General features: G+C 71.9%; 13 protein-coding genes and 2 pseudogenes. 11 read left to right on the top strand and 4 right to left on the bottom strand.

Annotation, left to right across the window (positions count from 1 at the left end):
• Nucleotides 1–39: 39 nt before the first annotated feature.
• The 3 genes from M878_RS51560 to M878_RS51550 are packed head-to-tail and all read left to right on the top strand — an operon-like array spanning nucleotide 40 to nucleotide 3,483.
• Nucleotides 40–960, top strand: a complete 921-nt coding sequence (locus tag M878_RS51560) for a MaoC/PaaZ C-terminal domain-containing protein (protein ID WP_023544268.1) — start codon at nucleotides 40–42, stop codon at nucleotides 958–960.
• Nucleotides 957–2,624 carry an FAD-dependent oxidoreductase gene (locus tag M878_RS51555; protein WP_023544267.1) on the top strand — a complete coding sequence of 556 codons (1,668 nt, stop codon included), beginning with the start codon at nucleotides 957–959 and terminating at the stop codon, nucleotides 2,622–2,624. Before M878_RS51560 ends, M878_RS51555 begins: the two co-directional genes overlap by 4 nt.
• Before the next feature lie 49 nt (nucleotides 2,625–2,673).
• Nucleotides 2,674–3,483, top strand: coding sequence for an SDR family NAD(P)-dependent oxidoreductase (locus M878_RS51550; RefSeq protein WP_023544266.1), 810 nt, complete (start codon nucleotides 2,674–2,676; stop codon nucleotides 3,481–3,483).
• A 65-nt stretch (nucleotides 3,484–3,548) separates the two neighbouring features.
• Here M878_RS51550 and M878_RS51545 read toward each other — a convergent pair whose 3' ends face one another.
• The 3 genes from M878_RS51545 to M878_RS51535 are packed head-to-tail and all read right to left on the bottom strand — an operon-like array spanning nucleotide 3,549 to nucleotide 6,378.
• Nucleotides 3,549–4,496, bottom strand: a complete 948-nt coding sequence (locus M878_RS51545) for an alpha/beta hydrolase (protein ID WP_023544265.1) — start codon at nucleotides 4,494–4,496, stop codon at nucleotides 3,549–3,551.
• Nucleotides 4,493–5,239 (bottom strand): glucose 1-dehydrogenase, encoded by a 747-nt coding sequence (locus M878_RS51540; protein WP_023544264.1) that lies wholly within the window; start codon nucleotides 5,237–5,239, stop codon nucleotides 4,493–4,495. The genes M878_RS51545 and M878_RS51540 overlap by 4 nt, the downstream gene beginning before the upstream one ends.
• On the bottom strand, nucleotides 5,239–6,378 hold the full coding sequence (locus M878_RS51535; RefSeq protein WP_031223616.1) for an LLM class flavin-dependent oxidoreductase: 1,140 nt from the start codon (nucleotides 6,376–6,378) through the stop codon (nucleotides 5,239–5,241). The genes M878_RS51540 and M878_RS51535 overlap by 1 nt, the downstream gene beginning before the upstream one ends.
• Nucleotides 6,379–6,599: 221 nt before the next feature.
• On the opposite strand from M878_RS51535, the gene M878_RS51530 reads away from it, so the two are divergent.
• On the top strand, nucleotides 6,600–7,367 hold the full coding sequence (locus tag M878_RS51530; RefSeq protein ID WP_023544262.1) for a glucose 1-dehydrogenase: 768 nt from the start codon (nucleotides 6,600–6,602) through the stop codon (nucleotides 7,365–7,367).
• Between the two features lie 338 nt (nucleotides 7,368–7,705).
• On the opposite strand, the pseudogene M878_RS93360 reads toward M878_RS51530, so the two are convergent.
• Nucleotides 7,706–7,861, bottom strand: a pseudogene (locus M878_RS93360) (peptidoglycan bridge formation protein FemAB); the annotation flags it as partial.
• 329 nt (nucleotides 7,862–8,190) lie between these two features.
• Between M878_RS93360 and M878_RS51520 the strand changes: the two are divergent.
• The 7 genes and pseudogenes from M878_RS51520 to M878_RS46615 all read left to right on the top strand — a co-directional run.
• A pseudogene (locus tag M878_RS51520) lies at nucleotides 8,191–8,447 on the top strand (thymidine kinase); the annotation flags it as partial.
• Between the two features lie 93 nt (nucleotides 8,448–8,540).
• Nucleotides 8,541–8,924, top strand: a complete 384-nt coding sequence (locus tag M878_RS51515; RefSeq protein ID WP_031223615.1) for a hypothetical protein — start codon at nucleotides 8,541–8,543, stop codon at nucleotides 8,922–8,924.
• Between the two features lie 132 nt (nucleotides 8,925–9,056).
• The gene (locus M878_RS51510; RefSeq protein ID WP_245238004.1) at nucleotides 9,057–9,551 is read left to right on the top strand and encodes a nucleotide exchange factor GrpE; all 495 of its coding nucleotides are present in this window, start codon (nucleotides 9,057–9,059) and stop codon (nucleotides 9,549–9,551) included.
• A gap of 105 nt (nucleotides 9,552–9,656) precedes the next feature.
• Complete coding sequence (locus tag M878_RS51505; protein WP_023544257.1) at nucleotides 9,657–11,231, top strand: Hsp70 family protein; 1,575 nt, start codon at nucleotides 9,657–9,659, stop codon at nucleotides 11,229–11,231.
• Between the two features lie 27 nt (nucleotides 11,232–11,258).
• Entirely contained in the window at nucleotides 11,259–13,886 is a 2,628-nt protein-coding gene (locus tag M878_RS51500) for a hypothetical protein (protein WP_023544256.1), read from the top strand.
• Between the two features lie 17 nt (nucleotides 13,887–13,903).
• Nucleotides 13,904–14,986: a TRAFAC clade GTPase domain-containing protein gene (locus tag M878_RS51495; RefSeq protein ID WP_023544255.1), complete on the top strand. Its 1,083-nt coding sequence runs from the start codon at nucleotides 13,904–13,906 to the stop codon at nucleotides 14,984–14,986.
• Nucleotides 14,987–14,991: 5 nt separating this feature from the next.
• On the top strand, nucleotides 14,992–15,299 hold a 308-nt coding region (locus M878_RS46615; RefSeq protein WP_037730041.1), incomplete at its 3' end, for a GAP1-N2 domain-containing protein.

Here is a 15,299-nt window from a genome sequence, read left to right as displayed (position 1 = left end):
AGCACAGCCTCGAACCGACCGCGAAGGAACCCGCACCCCATGCCGATCGACGTCGAGAAGGTGACCTCCGCCCCGCCCGTACGCGCCGCAGCGGTCTGGGACGACCGCGAGGTGCGGCTGTACCACCTGGCGCTGGGCGCCGGTGTCCCCGAGACCGACCCCGGTGAACTGCGCTATGCCTTCGAAGGACACGAGCAGGGCCTGCAGGTGCTGCCCACCTTCGGGGTGGTGGCCGGCGGCACCGGGGGAGTGGGGTTCCAGGTCTTCGAGATGCCGGGAGTGGACATCGACCTGGCCGCGGTGCTGCACGGCGGCCAGGAGATCGCCGTCCACCGCCCGCTGCCGGCCGCCGCACGGGCGACCACCGTCACCCGGGTGCCCGCGGTGTACGACAAGGGCAAAGCCGCCGTCATCGTCCAGGAGGCGACCCTTGTCGGTGAGGACGGCGAGCCGCTCCTCACCCAGCGCAACCAGATCTACGTCCACGGCGAGGGCGGATTCGGCGGGGACCGCGGTCCCTCCGAGCGCTTCCCCGCTCCGGACCGTGAGCCCGACCTGGTGCTGGAGGTCCCGACGCTCCGTCAGCAGGCGCTGCTCTACCGGCTCGCCGGGGACTGGAACCCGCTGCACGCCGACCCCGCCACCGCCCGCCGCGCGGGCTACGACCGGCCCATCCTGCACGGGCTGTGCTCCTTCGGCATGGCCGTCAAGGCCGTCACCGACCGACTGCTGGGCGGGGACGCCACCCGCATCACGGGGTGCCGCACGCGCTTCGCGGGGGTGTTCTTCCCCGGTGAGACCCTGCGGCTGCGCATCTGGGCCGCTTCCGAAGAGGGCGACGGCAACGGGGGCCACGACACGTACCAGTTGACGGCCACGGCCGCCGAGCGCGGCGACGCGCCGGTCCTCACCGACGCCCGAGTCACCGCCCGAACGACACGACGAGGTAGCACGCGATGAACGACACGAACCGGTGGGACCACACGTATGACGTCGTGGTGGTGGGTTCCGGGGCCGCCGGGATGGCCGCGGCCCTCACCGCCCGGCTGCGCGGACTGACCGCCCTCGTAGTCGAGAAGACCGACGTCTACGGCGGCACGACCGCCCTGTCCGGCGGCGCGATCTGGGTGCCGAACAACTTCCACCTGGACGCCGCCGGGCTCGGCGACACCCCAGAGAAGGCGCGCGCCTACCTGCAGGCGACCGTCGGCGACCGCGTCCCCGCCGCCCGCAGAGACGCCTACATCGAGCACGGACCACGGATGGTGCGGGAGTTCCACGACCGCACGGACGTGAAGTTCGTCTACACCCCCGGCTACTCCGACTACTTCCCGGAAGAGCTCGGCGGCTGTCCGCAGGGCCGCTCGATCGAACCGCAGATCTTCGATCTCAAGAAGCTACCGCCCGAGCAGCGCGCCACCATGCGCCGGGCCGGACTGCCCACCTACGGGCTCACCATCACCTCCCACGACTTCCGTCATCTGAACATGGTCGGCCGCACCTGGGCCGGCAAGCGGACCTCGGCCAAGGTCGGCGCCCGCGCGGTCAAGGCCCTGCTCTCCGGCCAGAAGCTGCTCTCCCTCGGCGAGGCGCTGATCGCCCGGATGCGGCACTCGCTGGACGCCCGCGGAGGCGAACTGTGGCTGTCTACGCCACTGACCGAGCTGGTGGAGGACGGTGGCCGGATCGTCGGCGTCCGGGTCCATCGCGACGGCCGGGAACTCGCGATCCGGGCGACCGGCGGTGTGGTCCTCGCCGCCGGCGGCTTCTCGCACAACCAGCGACTGCGGGAGAAGTACCTGCCGTCACCGACCTCCGCCGAGTGGAGCGCCACCCCCGAAGGCCAGACCGGCGACGCCCTGGAGCTGGGCACGGCCGCCGGCGCCGCCGTCGACCTGATGGACAAGGTGTGGGGCGCGCCGTCCGCGGTGCCGCCCGGAGGAAAGCCGTTCTTCCTCGTCGCCGACCGCGGCATCCCCGGCATGGTGATCGTCGACTCGGCGGGCGAGCGCTACGCCAACGAGGCCGCGCCGTATCACCAGTTCGTCGACGCGATGTACGCCCACCACAGGCCGGGGGCGACCACCGTGCCGTCCTGGCTGATCCTCGACGCCACCTCCAAGGCCCGCTACATCTTCATGGGCCTCTTCCCGGGCCAGGCCTTCCCCAAGCCGTGGCTGGAGAGCGGCTTCGTCAAGAAGGCGAGCTCCATCGAGGAACTGGCCACGCAGATCGGTGCCCCGCCGAAACGCCTGCGCGCCACCGTGAGCCGCTTCAACGGCTTCGCCCGCGCCGGCCGCGACGAGGACTACCACCGCGGCGACAGCGTCTACGACCGCTACTACGGCGACCCGACGCTGCCCAACCCCAACCTGGCGCCGCTGGAGAAGGGCCCCTACTACGCCGTCCCGGTGCACCCGGGCGACATCGGCACCAAGGGCGGCCTGGTCACCGACGCCATGGGCCGGGTGCTGCGGGAGGACGGGACGGCGATCGAGGGCCTGTACGCCTCCGGCAACGTCTCGGCCGCGGTCATGGGCGAGACCTACCCGGGGCCCGGCGCGACCATCGGACCCGCCATGACCTTCAGCTGGCTCGCCGTCAACCACATCGCACGAGCGTGACGCCGCGACACGTCACAGTCCGAGAAGGTCCATGAGAGGGAGAAGACCCATGCAGCGCTTCGAGGGACGGCGGGTTCTGGTCACTGGCGGCGGGTCCGGCATCGGCCGGGCGACCGTCCTGCGCATCCTGCGGGAGGGCGGCACGGTGGTGGCCGTCGACGTCTTGGAACCCGGGCTGAAGGAGACGGCCGCCCTGGCCGCCGGCCACGCGGACCGGCTGCACACCCGGGCCGTGGACGTGGCCGACGAGACCTCGGTGCGGGCGGGCGTCGCCGCCGCGGTGACGGATCTCGGCGGGCTGGACGTGCTGGTCAACTCGGCGGGCATCCTGCGCTCCTCGCACACCCACGAGACCACGCTGGAATTCTGGAACCGGATCGTCGCGGTGAACCTCACCGGCACCTTCCTGGTGACCCGCGAGGCGCTGCCCGCGCTGCTGGACACCGGCAAGGGCGTGGTGGTCAACTTCAGCTCCACGTCCGCGTCCTTCGCCCACCCCTACATGGCGGCGTACGCGGCCACGAAGGGCGGCATCCAGTCCTTCACGCACGCCATCGCCCTGGAGTACAGCAAGCAGGGGCTGCGGGCGGTGTGCGTGGCGCCGGGCAGCATCTCCAGCGGGATGACCGACGGCTCCGCCGCCGGCGGTCAGAACCGCGGCCCCGGCCTGCCCGAGGACACCGACTGGGACCTGTTGACCAAACTGCGGCCGGCCCTGGTGGGGGAGGGCTTCGCCGATCCGCGGACGGGTTTCGCCGACGCGGCGGCCGTGGCGGGCGTCGTAGCGATGCTGGCCTCCGAGGACGGCGCCTTCATCACCGGTACCGAGATCCGCATCGACGGTGGCACTCACATGTGACCTCCGCGGACGCACAAGGGTCCCGGTCAGGCGCCCAGCCGGACCGGGACCTTCGTCTCTCCAGCTCACCCGAGCGCGACTCGAAGGCCGCGTGCCGCCTCGGTGAGCGCCTGGTCGGCCTCCGGCAGCAGCCCACCGAGGCCGAGGAAGCCGTGGAACATGCCGGGCCACAGCCGCAACCGTACCGCGGTGCCCGCCGCTTCGAGGCGCCGTGCGTAGCGGAGCCCGTCGTCGCGCAGCGGATCGCACTCGGGCAGCAGCATGACCGCCGGTGGCAGGCCGGCCAGATCGGGAGCGAGGCCGGGGGAGACGTACGGGTGCGAGCCGTCCCTCGCAGGACCCAGGTACTGCTCCCAGTACCAGCGCATGTGCGCCGTCGTGTGGAAGAAGCCCGTGCCGTACGTCGCGTACGAGGGGGTCTCCATCCGGTGGTCGAGGACGGGGTAGGCCAGCAGCTGCGCCGCGATGCGCGGGCCGCCGCGGTCCCGTGCCATGAGGGCCACGGCCACCGCGAGGTTGCCTCCGCTGCTGTCGCCCGCGACAGCCAGTCGGCCGGGATCGCAGCCCAGCCGGGCCGCGTGCGCGGACGCCCAGGCGGTGACGGCGTAGGCGTCCTCGACCGCCGACGGGAAGCGGTGCTCCGGAGCGAGGCGGTAGTCCACCGAGACCACCACTGCGCCGGTGCGGAAGGCCAGTTCGCGGCAGATGCCGTCATGGGTGTTCAGACCGCACAGCACCCAGCCGCCGCCATGGAAGAAGACCACCACCGGCAGCGGGGAACCAGGGTCCGCCACCGGCTCGTAGATCCGCACCGGCACGTCGGGCGCACCCGCCGGCCCGGGCACGGACCGGTCGGTGACCCGGGGGAGTTCACGTACCGGCCGTGACCTGGCGCCGGCCTGTGCGGCCTGCCGGATCGCGGCCGGCTCGATCGGACCGAGGGCGGGATCGGGGAAGCCCGCCGACATGGCGTCGGCGAGCTTCCGGGCACGTGGGGTGAGGGGGTCGTTCACTTGGCCGTCAGTCCGCCGTCGACGGTGAACTCGGCGCCGGTGACGTAGGCCGAGGCGTCCGAGACCAGGTACAGCACCAGCTCCGCCACCTCCTCGGGGCGGCCCATCCGGCGCAGCGGCACGTTCGGCCAGTCGCGCTCCCCGGCGTCCGCCCCGAGCGCGTCCGCGACCATGGGGGTGTCGATCGCGCCGGGGTGGACGGAGTTGACCCGGATGCGGTACCGAGCCAGGTCCATGGCCGCGGACTTGGTCAGCCCGCGCAGGCCGAACTTCGTCGCGCCGTAGGAGGCGTGGCCGGGGATGCCGACGAGGCCGGCGGTGGAGGAGATGTTGACGATCGAACCGCCCTCGCCGGTGGCGCGCAGGGCCGGGACGACGGCCTGGATGCCGAGGAACGGGCCGACGAGGTTCACTTGGAGCAGCCGCCGCAGGTTGTCCTCGGTGTCCTCCTCGATGGGGGCGGTGCGCCACAGCGCCGCGTTGTTGACCAGGGCGTCGATCCGGCCGAACGCCTCCAGCCCGGCCCGGACGACCTGCCGCCAGCCCGCCGCGTCGGTCACGTCGTGGACGACGAACACCCCTTGTTCACCGAGATCCTTGACGACCGCGCGGCCCTCGTCCTCCCGCACGTCGGTGAGCACGACCCGTGCACCGTGCTCCGCGAACAGCCGCGCCTCGGCTGCCCCTTGTCCGCGGCCCGCTCCCGTGACGATGACGGTCCTGCCGTCGAGGCGCTGGGACATCACTCGCCTTCCTTCTCGAGGGCCCGGAAGTGGGGGATGACCTTCTCGCCCCACTGCCGGATGGTCTCCATGCAGGCTTCCTGCGGCACGGTGCCCATCTGGATCAGGCACATGACCTCGTCGACGCCGATCTGGCGCAGCTGCTCGACATAGGCGATGGCGGTCTCGGCGGTGCCGTAGGCGTGCTTGGCGTTGAACTGTCCGGTGTCGGCCGGCCGCACAGGGATGTCCGCCTCGTGCAGCTTGGCGACCAGGACCTCGCGGTCCCGCTCCAGGGCGGCCACGTGAGCTGCTGCCTCGACGTCTTCGCCGTACCCGGTGGGAGCGGGCCCGTTGCCGTACCAGTGGGCGATGGACTCGGCGAAGAACCGCTGTCCGCGGGTGCCGATCCGGTACGCCGTCTCGGCGTCGTCCAGCACGATCGTCGGGCACAGGGCGGAGAAGTGGTTGTTGACCTCGGTGGAGACGAACCGGTCGTCGCTTCGGGTGGCGATGGACTCGTCGTAGATCTTGCGCATGTCACGCACGTCATCGGCCCCGGCGAAGCCCAGCACCAGGGCGCCGACGCCCAGTTCGGCGGCGAGCTTGAGGGTGTCGTGCTTGCTGCAGGCCATGAACAGGGGCGGGTGCGGGTCCTGGACCGGGCGGGGCAGCACCGCGCCCGGACCGATGTCGATCGAACCGTGCCACTCGAACTGCTCCTTGCGCCAGGCGTTGCTGAAGATCCGCAGCGCCTCCTCCATCTGCGGGTAGGTGTCCTCGGACCGGACCCCGTACATGGACATCTCCTGTTTGGTGGCGCCGCGGCCGGCCCCGATGTCGACGCGGCCGCCGGACAACACGTCGAGCATGGCGGCGCGTTCGGCGACCCGGACGGGGTGTTGGTAGCCGAAGGGCATGGTGACCACGCCATGGCCGATGCGGATGCGGGAGGTCTTCGCCGCCACCCAGGTGAGGAAGACCTCCGAGGCGCTCATGTGCGCGTACTGGGTCAGCGCGTGGTGCTCCACTGCCCAGATCCGGTCGAATCCCATCTCCTCGGCGAGGACAGCCTGTTCGACGCAGTCGTGGAGTATTCGGCGCTCGTGCTCGGGGGTCGGGTCGGCGATCTGCGCCTCGAAGATCATTGAAAACTTCACGGCAGGCTCCCTGCTCGATATTTCGGTTAGAAATACTTCTAGCAGGAATACCTAGGGGAGGAAAGGCCGTCTGCGGGCGGGCCGGCGAGGTGCGTCGACGGGCCTTGTCGCTCCCGCTCAGTGGGAGAACGGCGTTCCGTTCCGGGGCGGGAAAACGTACGGTCCCCCCGCCGACGCGCGCCCGTGGCTCAGCAGCTTCAGGGGAAGGGAAGGGGACGTCCATGACGGATCTTCAGGGCAGGACGGTGCTCATCACCGGTGGGGCGCAGGGGCTCGGTGCGGAGGCCGGCCGGGTGGCCGTCGAAGCCGGCGCCCGGGTGGTGCTCACCGATGTGCTGGAGGACGAAGGCCGGCTCACCGTCGAGAAGCTCGGGGAAGCCGCCCGGTTCGTCCGGCACGACGTCACCTCCGAGCAGGACTGGCGACGGGTGGTGGCCTTCGCCGTCGCCGAGTTCGGCGGAGTCGACGGGCTGGTCAACAACGCGGGCGTCTCAGGCGGTTCCCACCTGCTCGAAGAGCAGTCTGTCGACGAATTCCGCCGGGTGATCGACACCAACCTCACCGGTGTCTTCCTCGGCATGCGGACCGTGATCCCGCTGATGAGGGAGCGCGGCGGTGGCTCGATCGTCAATGTCTCCTCGGCGGCGGGCCTGATGGGTCTGGCCATGACCGCCGGGTACGGGGCGGCCAAGTGGGGAGTGCGCGGGCTCACCAAGGTCGGTGCGGTGGAGCTGGGCACGGCGAGGATCCGCGTCAACTCCGTGCATCCGGGCATGATCTATACCCCGATGACCGCCCGCGTCGGCATCGAGCGGGGCGAGGGCAAGTACCCGAACACGCCCATGGGCCGGGTCGGCGAGGCCCCGGAGATCGCGGAAGCGGTCGCCTTTCTGCTCTCGGACGCCGCCTCGTACATCACCGGCGCCGAGCTGGCCGTCGACGGCGGATGGACCACCGGCCCGACGGTCCCGCGGCTCCTCGGCCGCTGACCGGCACGCGCTGCCAGGCGCTGTCCGATGGCGCGTGCGACCAGCTGACCGCGCGCATCGTTCAGGCTTGCCCGGGACGGGGCGGACGGTGGGAGAGCCACACCGCAAGATGATCAACGGCACAGCCTTCCGGCAGCGGTCGTGTCCGCAAAGTCAGGACAGCCGGAGCCTTGGGCGGGCGGCTGCGGGGAAGCGGCCCAGCTCTTCGGCGAGTAGGACACCAGAGGATTCTCGGTCTGTTGGTGGTACACCGGCTACAAGGGGTTGACCTGCGAAATCGTCGGCGCTACGGGTCGGGTGAGCACCGAGGATAAGTCTCCCGCCTCGGCGTCGACGGGCAGGTGGTTGCCCTCGTCCAGAGTGTCGGTGATGCCGCGGAAGTCGTTGATTCTCGCTCCGAGTTCGTAGGCGTCACACACCATCCGCCACTGGATGGTGTTGTTCGCCTGGACCTCGGGTTTGCGGCTGGTGGAGGCGCCGTAGAAGTGCCAGACGATGTTCCAGGACGGAGGAGGCTCCACCAGTGTCTTCGGTCTCCTCGGCGGCGACTGGGCGCCGGATGCCATCCTGTCCGGTGACGAGTCCATACTCGCGCCAGCCCGGCCCCATCCATCCACAACTGGACGTCGGACGCCGAAGCCTGCTCTCCGATGGGAGGCCCATGCGGCCATCTGGCGGGCCAGCCGCATGAACTCAGCCCGCTCTGCCTGCGGTCCGGGCCCGGCGCGGTCGAGGACTTCCTGACTCGGCGTGTCCCGGGAGGACGTTCGGTCAGAGCGTGGAGGCAGTCCGATAGGTCAGCCGGCTGGCGCGGGTCGTGGACGATCTCGCCGACCGGGTGGAGAGACTCCCGGTGGAGGCCCTGTGCCGGTGCGGTGACCGGGCGACGCACAACGCCCCTACGGGGGCGGCGAGCTGGTGCCCGAAAGGGCTCAGGTGGTCGTCGGCGACGTCAACCGCCCGGCGGAGGAGGTCGGTTACAAGGTGCTGTGCCGCCGCCATCACCTCCGCCGGACGACCGCTGCCGCGGGCCGCGCGGGCGCGCTGTCCCCCGACGTCCTGCCGGTCACATCCGCTTGACGCACGGATTCTCCCGCGGATTCGGGTCTCTGCGGGCCCATCGTGCCCTACGCTCGGCTTACGACCTGAGCGTTGGAAGCGGTGGAGGCCCACGTGGACCAGATTGCACCTGAACTGCTCATGGCCCTGGCCGGAGGAACCGCGGGTGCGGCGGGAGAGCAGATCTGGACGTCCCTGCGGGATCTGGTCAGACGACGGCACTCGGGCGGAGAACCGGGCGACGAAGGCGAGTTGACCGCCCTCGCCGAGGCGCCCGGCAACGAGCAGCGTGCCACTGAGCTGGCCGAGGCGCTGGCTCGCCACGCCCGGCAGGATCCCGCATTCGCCCAGGCGCTCGCGGCATGGCGGCGGGAGGCCGAAGCCCTGGAAGACACCCGGACCGGCGCGGGCGATGTGCGCAACGTCGTCTCCGGCGGCACCCAGACCACCGTCGTCCAGGCCCGGGACGTTCACGGTTCCATCAACCTCGGTGGCTGACGCGGTCGTACGTTGTCGGGTGACGCCCGGGAGGACAAGGCGTCGGCGGGGCGACGCGCCTGTTCCGGCCCGGCAGACGGTCGTGACAGTCCCCGCTGACGCGTCGTGCCCCTGTGGTCTACTGTGATCGACGTGTCGGAACCAGTCGAACCCTGCGCGCTCGCAAGCGAGTTCACCGCGGCGCTCGCTCGTCAGCAACAGCTCGCCGAGCGCCGCGAGGAGGTCGTGACAAGGCTGCACGACGAGGTCGAGCGGCTGCGCCGGGGCGAGATGGAAACGGCGCTCGATCTCGTGCGCCACTCCCTGATCCGGCTCCACGACCAGATCCTGCGCCAGGCCGAACACGTCACCGCCCCGCTCGGCGTCGACGAGTTGCGTGACCTGCTGACCGCGCTGGCCGACGAAGCGGCGGACACCGTGGCCAGGACCGGCGTGGAGCGGTACGTCCCCAGGCCCGGCGAGGAATTCGACATGGTGTTGCACCGTCCGGTGGGCCGTGTCGCCGCCGAAGGTCCTGAGACGGACCGGACGGTGGCGCGCGTCGTGGCGGCCGGATTCGTTCAGGGGGAACGGGTCGTGCGCAAGGCTGACGTGGTGGTTTCCCGGTGGGAACCGGATACCCCGTGAACGTCTCCTTCTCCGGCGGGCTCACAGGGCACGACTTACCAGGACATGTGACGGACAACAGACGGGACGGGCGCAGGCGCGGGCGTCCCGGTGGCGGGAGACCGTATGGCCGTGTACGGCATCGACCTTGGAACCACCTACTCCTGCATCGCACGGATCGACGACGTCGGCAGACCGACCGTGCTGCGCAACATCGAAGGGGCGGACACCACGCCCTCCGTCGTCTACTTCGAGAGCGCCGACAGCGTCGTCGTGGGCCAGAGCGCCAAGGACGCCACCGTCCTCGACCCCGACCACGTCGTACAGCTCATCAAGCGGGACATGGGTGATGTGGTGCCGCGCGAGTTCCACGGCCGCACCTACACACCCGAGGAGATCTCCGCTCGCATCCTGCGCAAACTCGTCGACGACGCGAAGGCCACCGCCGGCGAAGAGGCACGCGACGTCGTGATCAGCGTGCCCGCCTACTTCGGGCTCGCGGAGCGGGACGCCACCCGCAAGGCCGGCGAGATCGCCGGCCTGCGCGTCCTGGACGTGGTTGCCGAGCCCATCGCGGCCGCACTCGATTACGGGGCCCTGGAAGGAGACGAGGAGCGCGGGGACCGGGCCGTGCTCGTGTACGACCTGGGCGGTGGCACCTTCGACACCACCGTGCTCACCCTGCGCGGACGCGAGCTGACCGTGCTGTGCACGGACGGTGCGAAGGAGCTGGGCGGCAGCGACTTCGACGACCGTATCGTGGCGCACTTGGTGGAGCGGTTCCGCGAGCGCTTCCCGGATGCCGACGACCCGCTGTCCGACCCCCAGTCCGAGACACAGCTGCGCAAGGACGCCGAGGAGGCGAAGAAGGCGCTGTCCTTCCGCGAGCGCTACACCGTCCGCGTCATGCACCAGGGCAGGGTCGAAGCGGTGGAGCTGACCCGGGGCCTGATCGAGGAGTTGACCCGCGACCTGCTCGACCGCACCGTCGACATCACCCGCCGCACCGTCGAACTGGCCGCCGAGCGGGGAGTGCCGTCATTCGACGATGTGCTGCTCGTCGGTGGCGCCACCAAGATGCCCGCCGTCGCCGCCGCCCTGCGCACCCAGTTCGGCTTCGAGCCCAGGCTGCACAACCCCGACCTCGCGGTGGCCCGCGGCGCCGCGTTCTACGCCCTCGACAGGGCCGCGTACATGGTCTCCAGCGGCGAACTCTCCGACGAGCAGGCACCGGACGTACCGGAGACCGGCCTCACTCACCGCCCCTACGAGATCTCCACCGTCGCCTCGCGCGGTTACGGCATCAGGGTCACGGACATCGACACCGGCCGGGAGTACGTGACCCACCTCGTGCACGCCAACGACGGCCTCCCGGCGTCGGTGACCGACGACTTCTTCACCCTTCGCGACGGCCAGCGGCAGGTCCGGATCCAGGTGATGGAACAGGCAGGCGCGGTGGAGTCGGAGGAGCTGGCACACAACACCGCTGTCGCGCAGGGGACGCTGAAGATCCCACCCGGCAAACCCGCGCGCTGGCCCTTCCAGTGCGTGTTCACACTCGACGCCTCCGGGCTCCTCACCGTCGTCGCCACGGAGCGGGAGTCCGGCGAGCAGATCGAGATCTCCATCCAGATCGGAGGCCTGTCACAGGAGGCGGTCGACGAGGCGCGGGTCGCGATGAGCCGCCAGCGGATCGGCTGAGCGCCGGCAGGACGGGGGATCACGCTCGTGGCTTTCGACGAGTCGCGCTACCGGCGCGAGGTGCTCGACGCCGGGTTGCCCGTGACCGAGGACCTGCGCACGCGCTACCAGTTGCCGCAGAACCTCGACGGGACCGCGGTCGCCGAGACGGTCACCGCGGTCCGCGCCTGCTGGCGCCGGAGTCGGGCCCGGCTCAAGTACCGTGCGGTGATCGAGCAGTTGGAGGCCGGGTACCTCTCTCACCGGCCGCTGCTGGACGCGGTCGCCGCCGGGGATCCGGGGCCACTGCGGGCCGCCCTCGCAGCGCACGGCCGACGCGCCCAATCCGAGCGGGCCCGGCTGCGCGCGGCCTTGGAGGAGGCCACAGGCGGGCTCGGCATGCTTGCCGAGAGCACGGTCGTGCGGATCGCCGCCGCCCACCGGGTCCGCGAGGACGAGGTACGGGAGCTGCTGCCCGCCCTCGGGCTGCGGATCGCCGAACCCGAACCGCTGCCGCGGTCCGTGCCGCACCCCGCATATGCGCGCTGCGCGGGCCACCTGGAGGTGCTGGGGCTGCGGCATCTCGGTGACTTCCTCGCGACGGGCACACCCGGCGGACGGTCCGAGCAGCCCGTGCACGTCTTCGACGCGCTCCCGGCCGATCCGCCGAGCGTCGAGGCGGCGGCCCGCCGCTGGGCCCGGCTGCCGCACGGCGCCGCGCACACAGCGGCCCAGGCCGTGATCGCCGCCGTCCGCGGTGTGCTGACCGAGCAGGGCCCGGAGGGAGTCGCCCGGATCCTCCTGTATGAACTGGCGATGCCGCTGCGGACGCGGTGTGCCGCCCGCGCGACTCCGGCCACGCTCCTCGCGTACGCGGTGGGAGAGTTGTCCGTCGCCGAGGACGACGCGCGGCGACTGGTGTTCGCAGTGCTGCACGAGGCAGCCGGGGATCCGGTGTCGGAGCGGCTGCGCCGCCTGGTCGCGGACGGGCGGCTCGCCGAGGCGGCGGCCGTGGCGGACCGGCTGCCGCCGGGCTCGCTCGCCGAGGACGTACGCGCGCTGGCCGAGCATGTGCACGGGAAACTCGCCGAGGCGCGCGCCATGCTGGATCGCGCGCGCCGACTGTCGCCGGCGGAGGCGGACCGGGCCTGGGACCTGCTGGAACAGGCAGAGGCGGCGGTGCGCGATCTGCCGGGAACCGACGCCGTGCGCCGCGGCCTCGCCGTTCACCCGGTGTCCGGGCTCACCGCGACCCGGGACGGCGCGGGCGTCACGGTCCGGTGGCGGCCCTCGCCGTCCACGGCCGGTGAGCCCGAGTACGTGCTGCTGCGCACCGAGCGGCGCCCACCACGCGACGCGGCCGACGGCACGGTGCTGGCGCTGGCCTCGCCGCGCGCCACGTCGTACGTGGACGGCGCACCCCCGGCCTGCGTCCCCTTGTACTACGCGGTCGCCGTACGCCGGGCCGCCGAACCCGGCAGCGCGCCCTCGCCGCTCATGGTGAGCGGACCCCTCGTGCACTGGCCCGAGGTCACCGACGCCCGCCTGCGCCCCGCGGACCGCCAGATCTCCGCCGACTGGACATGCCCGGACCGTGCCCGGTCCGTCGAGGTCGTCCGCACCGCGCCCGATGGCGAGGAGGTGCACGTCGCCGCCCGTCGCGACGGCTTCACGGACGGCGGCCTCGCCAACGGCACGACGTACGGCTATCGCATCCGCGTCGTCTACCGCACCGACGACGGAACGACCGTACGTACGGCCGGCATCCGGCGCACCGCCAGGCCGCTCGCGCCGCCCGAGCCGGTCACCGGCCTGGACATCCGCCTCGTGGACGGCTGCCTCTCGGCGCGCCTCGACCCGCTGCCGGACGGCGAGGTGCGTCTGTACGGCTTCGACGACCTACCCCCGTGGCCTGTCGGCACCTGGCTGCGCACGGCCGAGCTGCCCGGGCGTCCGATCGCGGCGCAACCCGCACCGGAAGGCCTGAGGTTCGCGCCGCCGGGCCGGCCCACTCTGGTGGTCGCGGTCACGGTCGTCGGGGAACGCGCCGTCATCGGCGCACACGCCGCGACCGCCCCGCCGGCGCTCGGCACGCCCACGCTCACCCGGCACGGCGGCACGGGCGTGACCGTCGTCTTCGACTGGCCGCCGGACAGCGGCGACGAGGCCGAGGTCACCTGGCGGACCCCGGGTGAAGCGGGCGGGCAACGGCGCACCGTCACCCGCTCCGCCTACCGGCACGAGGCGGGCGTACGGCTGCCGGTCGTGGACGGCGCCGGGGTGGAGGTCGAGGTGCGGCCGATCACCGAACTCGGCGGGCTGCCCGTGTACGGCCCCCCGAGCACGGCGGTACTGCCACCACGCGCCGACGCCGGCTATCGGCTGGAGCGGCGCGGTCTGCCCGGACGTCGCACGGTCACCGCCGTGTTCACGGCGCACACCGTCGTACGGGCCGAGCGATTGCTGCTGGTGCGGTCGCCCGGACCGGTCTGGCCACTGGAACCCGCCGACGGGGACGTCCTCGCGGAAACCGCCGACGTGACGCTCGGCCCGGGGAACGACGTGAGGCTGTCGGCGCGCCTTGGCCGTGGCCCGAGCGGCTGGCTGCGCTGCTTCGCCGTCGGCGAGTCACTCGTGCTGCGCGACCCGCCGCAGCACACGCTCAAGGTCACCTGAAGGGAGTGGACGTGAGAATGCCGTGGCGCCGCACCTGGGTGTGCCCGCACTGCTTCCGGAGCATCTCCCGAGCGCAGATCGCGTATGTCTGCGCGAGCGGCGGCGCCTGCGCCGAGGACCGGAGCCTCGCGTCCGCCGACCCCCGGGCCGGTTCGGCGGTGTGCGGCACCTGCGGCCGCACCACCACCCGGCTGCGCTGCACCGCCTGCGCAGGGCGGCTGCCGGAGGGCTATCTGCGCACTCCCGGCAAGCTGGTCGCGCTCGCCGGACCGGTCAGTTCCGGCAAGAGCACCTACATCGGCGTCCTCGTCCACGAACTGCTGCATCGCCTCGGTGCCGAACTCGACGCCGCGCTGCTCCCCTGCGACGACGACACGATGGCCGACTACCACGAACGGTACGAACGGCACCTGTACGAGGACCGGCACACCGTCCCCAAGACCGCCGAGCACGACGCCGGCCGGCCCCTGGTGCACCGCCTCAGCCGCACCCGGCGGGGCCGCTTCGGACACACCCGCGAGCAGGTGCTGACCCTGGTATTCCTCGACACCGCCGGCGAGCACTTCGCCTCGCGGGACCGCATGGAGACCCAGCTGCGCTACTTCGGCGCGGCCGACGCCGTCGTCGTCCTCGTCGACCCGCAGGACCTGCCCGGAGCACCTGTGAAGGACGGCGACGGGGTGCCGGGCCGGTCAGGTGACGTACTCGCCCGGGTGCTGGGCCACCTGGGCGGTGGCGGGAAGGTGACCGTGCCGGTCGCGGTCGCCCTCACCAAGGCCGACCTCCTGTGGCCGCACCTGCCGGACAACTTGGCGCTGCACCGCACCCGCCGCCCCGGCCCTGTCTTCGACGCCGACGACCGGGCCGCCGTCCACGCCGAGCTGCGGGCTCTGCTGCGGCGCTGGCAGGAACACCAACTCGACGCGCGCCTTGAGCAGTTCTGCACCGACTACCAGCTGTTCGCCCTGTCCACGCTCGGAACCGCGCCCCGGCAGGGCGGCGGCCTGGGACTCGGCGGCGTCGTCCGCCCGCACCGGGTCGAGGACCCCCTGATATGGCTGCTGCACCGCTTCGGTGCCCTCGACCGGGGACGGGGATGACGCGTATGGCAGGACAGGCGCACTACACCTCCGCCCCGCCCTCGGCCGCCGCACCCCACGGGGGCTTCCGCTTCACCGCGGTCTCCCCGACGGCACGCCCCGCACTCGACGTCCTGCGCCCGCTGACGGGATACGAGCGGCCCCCGGGCACGGGCCGCGATCACCACTTCCCCGTGGCCTTCGCCTACGACCGACCCGACGACGACGCGGCCGTGCTGACCCGCACCATATTCACCGGCCACGACTACAGCGGCCGCTGGGGCAACCACTTCTGCCACGCCTGGTACGCCACCCCCGACGAACTGGCCGGCCT

The organism is Streptomyces roseochromogenus subsp. oscitans DS 12.976, assembly GCF_000497445.1.
Classification (GTDB): domain Bacteria; phylum Actinomycetota; class Actinomycetes; order Streptomycetales; family Streptomycetaceae; genus Streptomyces; species Streptomyces oscitans.
This window is presented reverse-complemented; position numbering and strand designations above follow the sequence as displayed.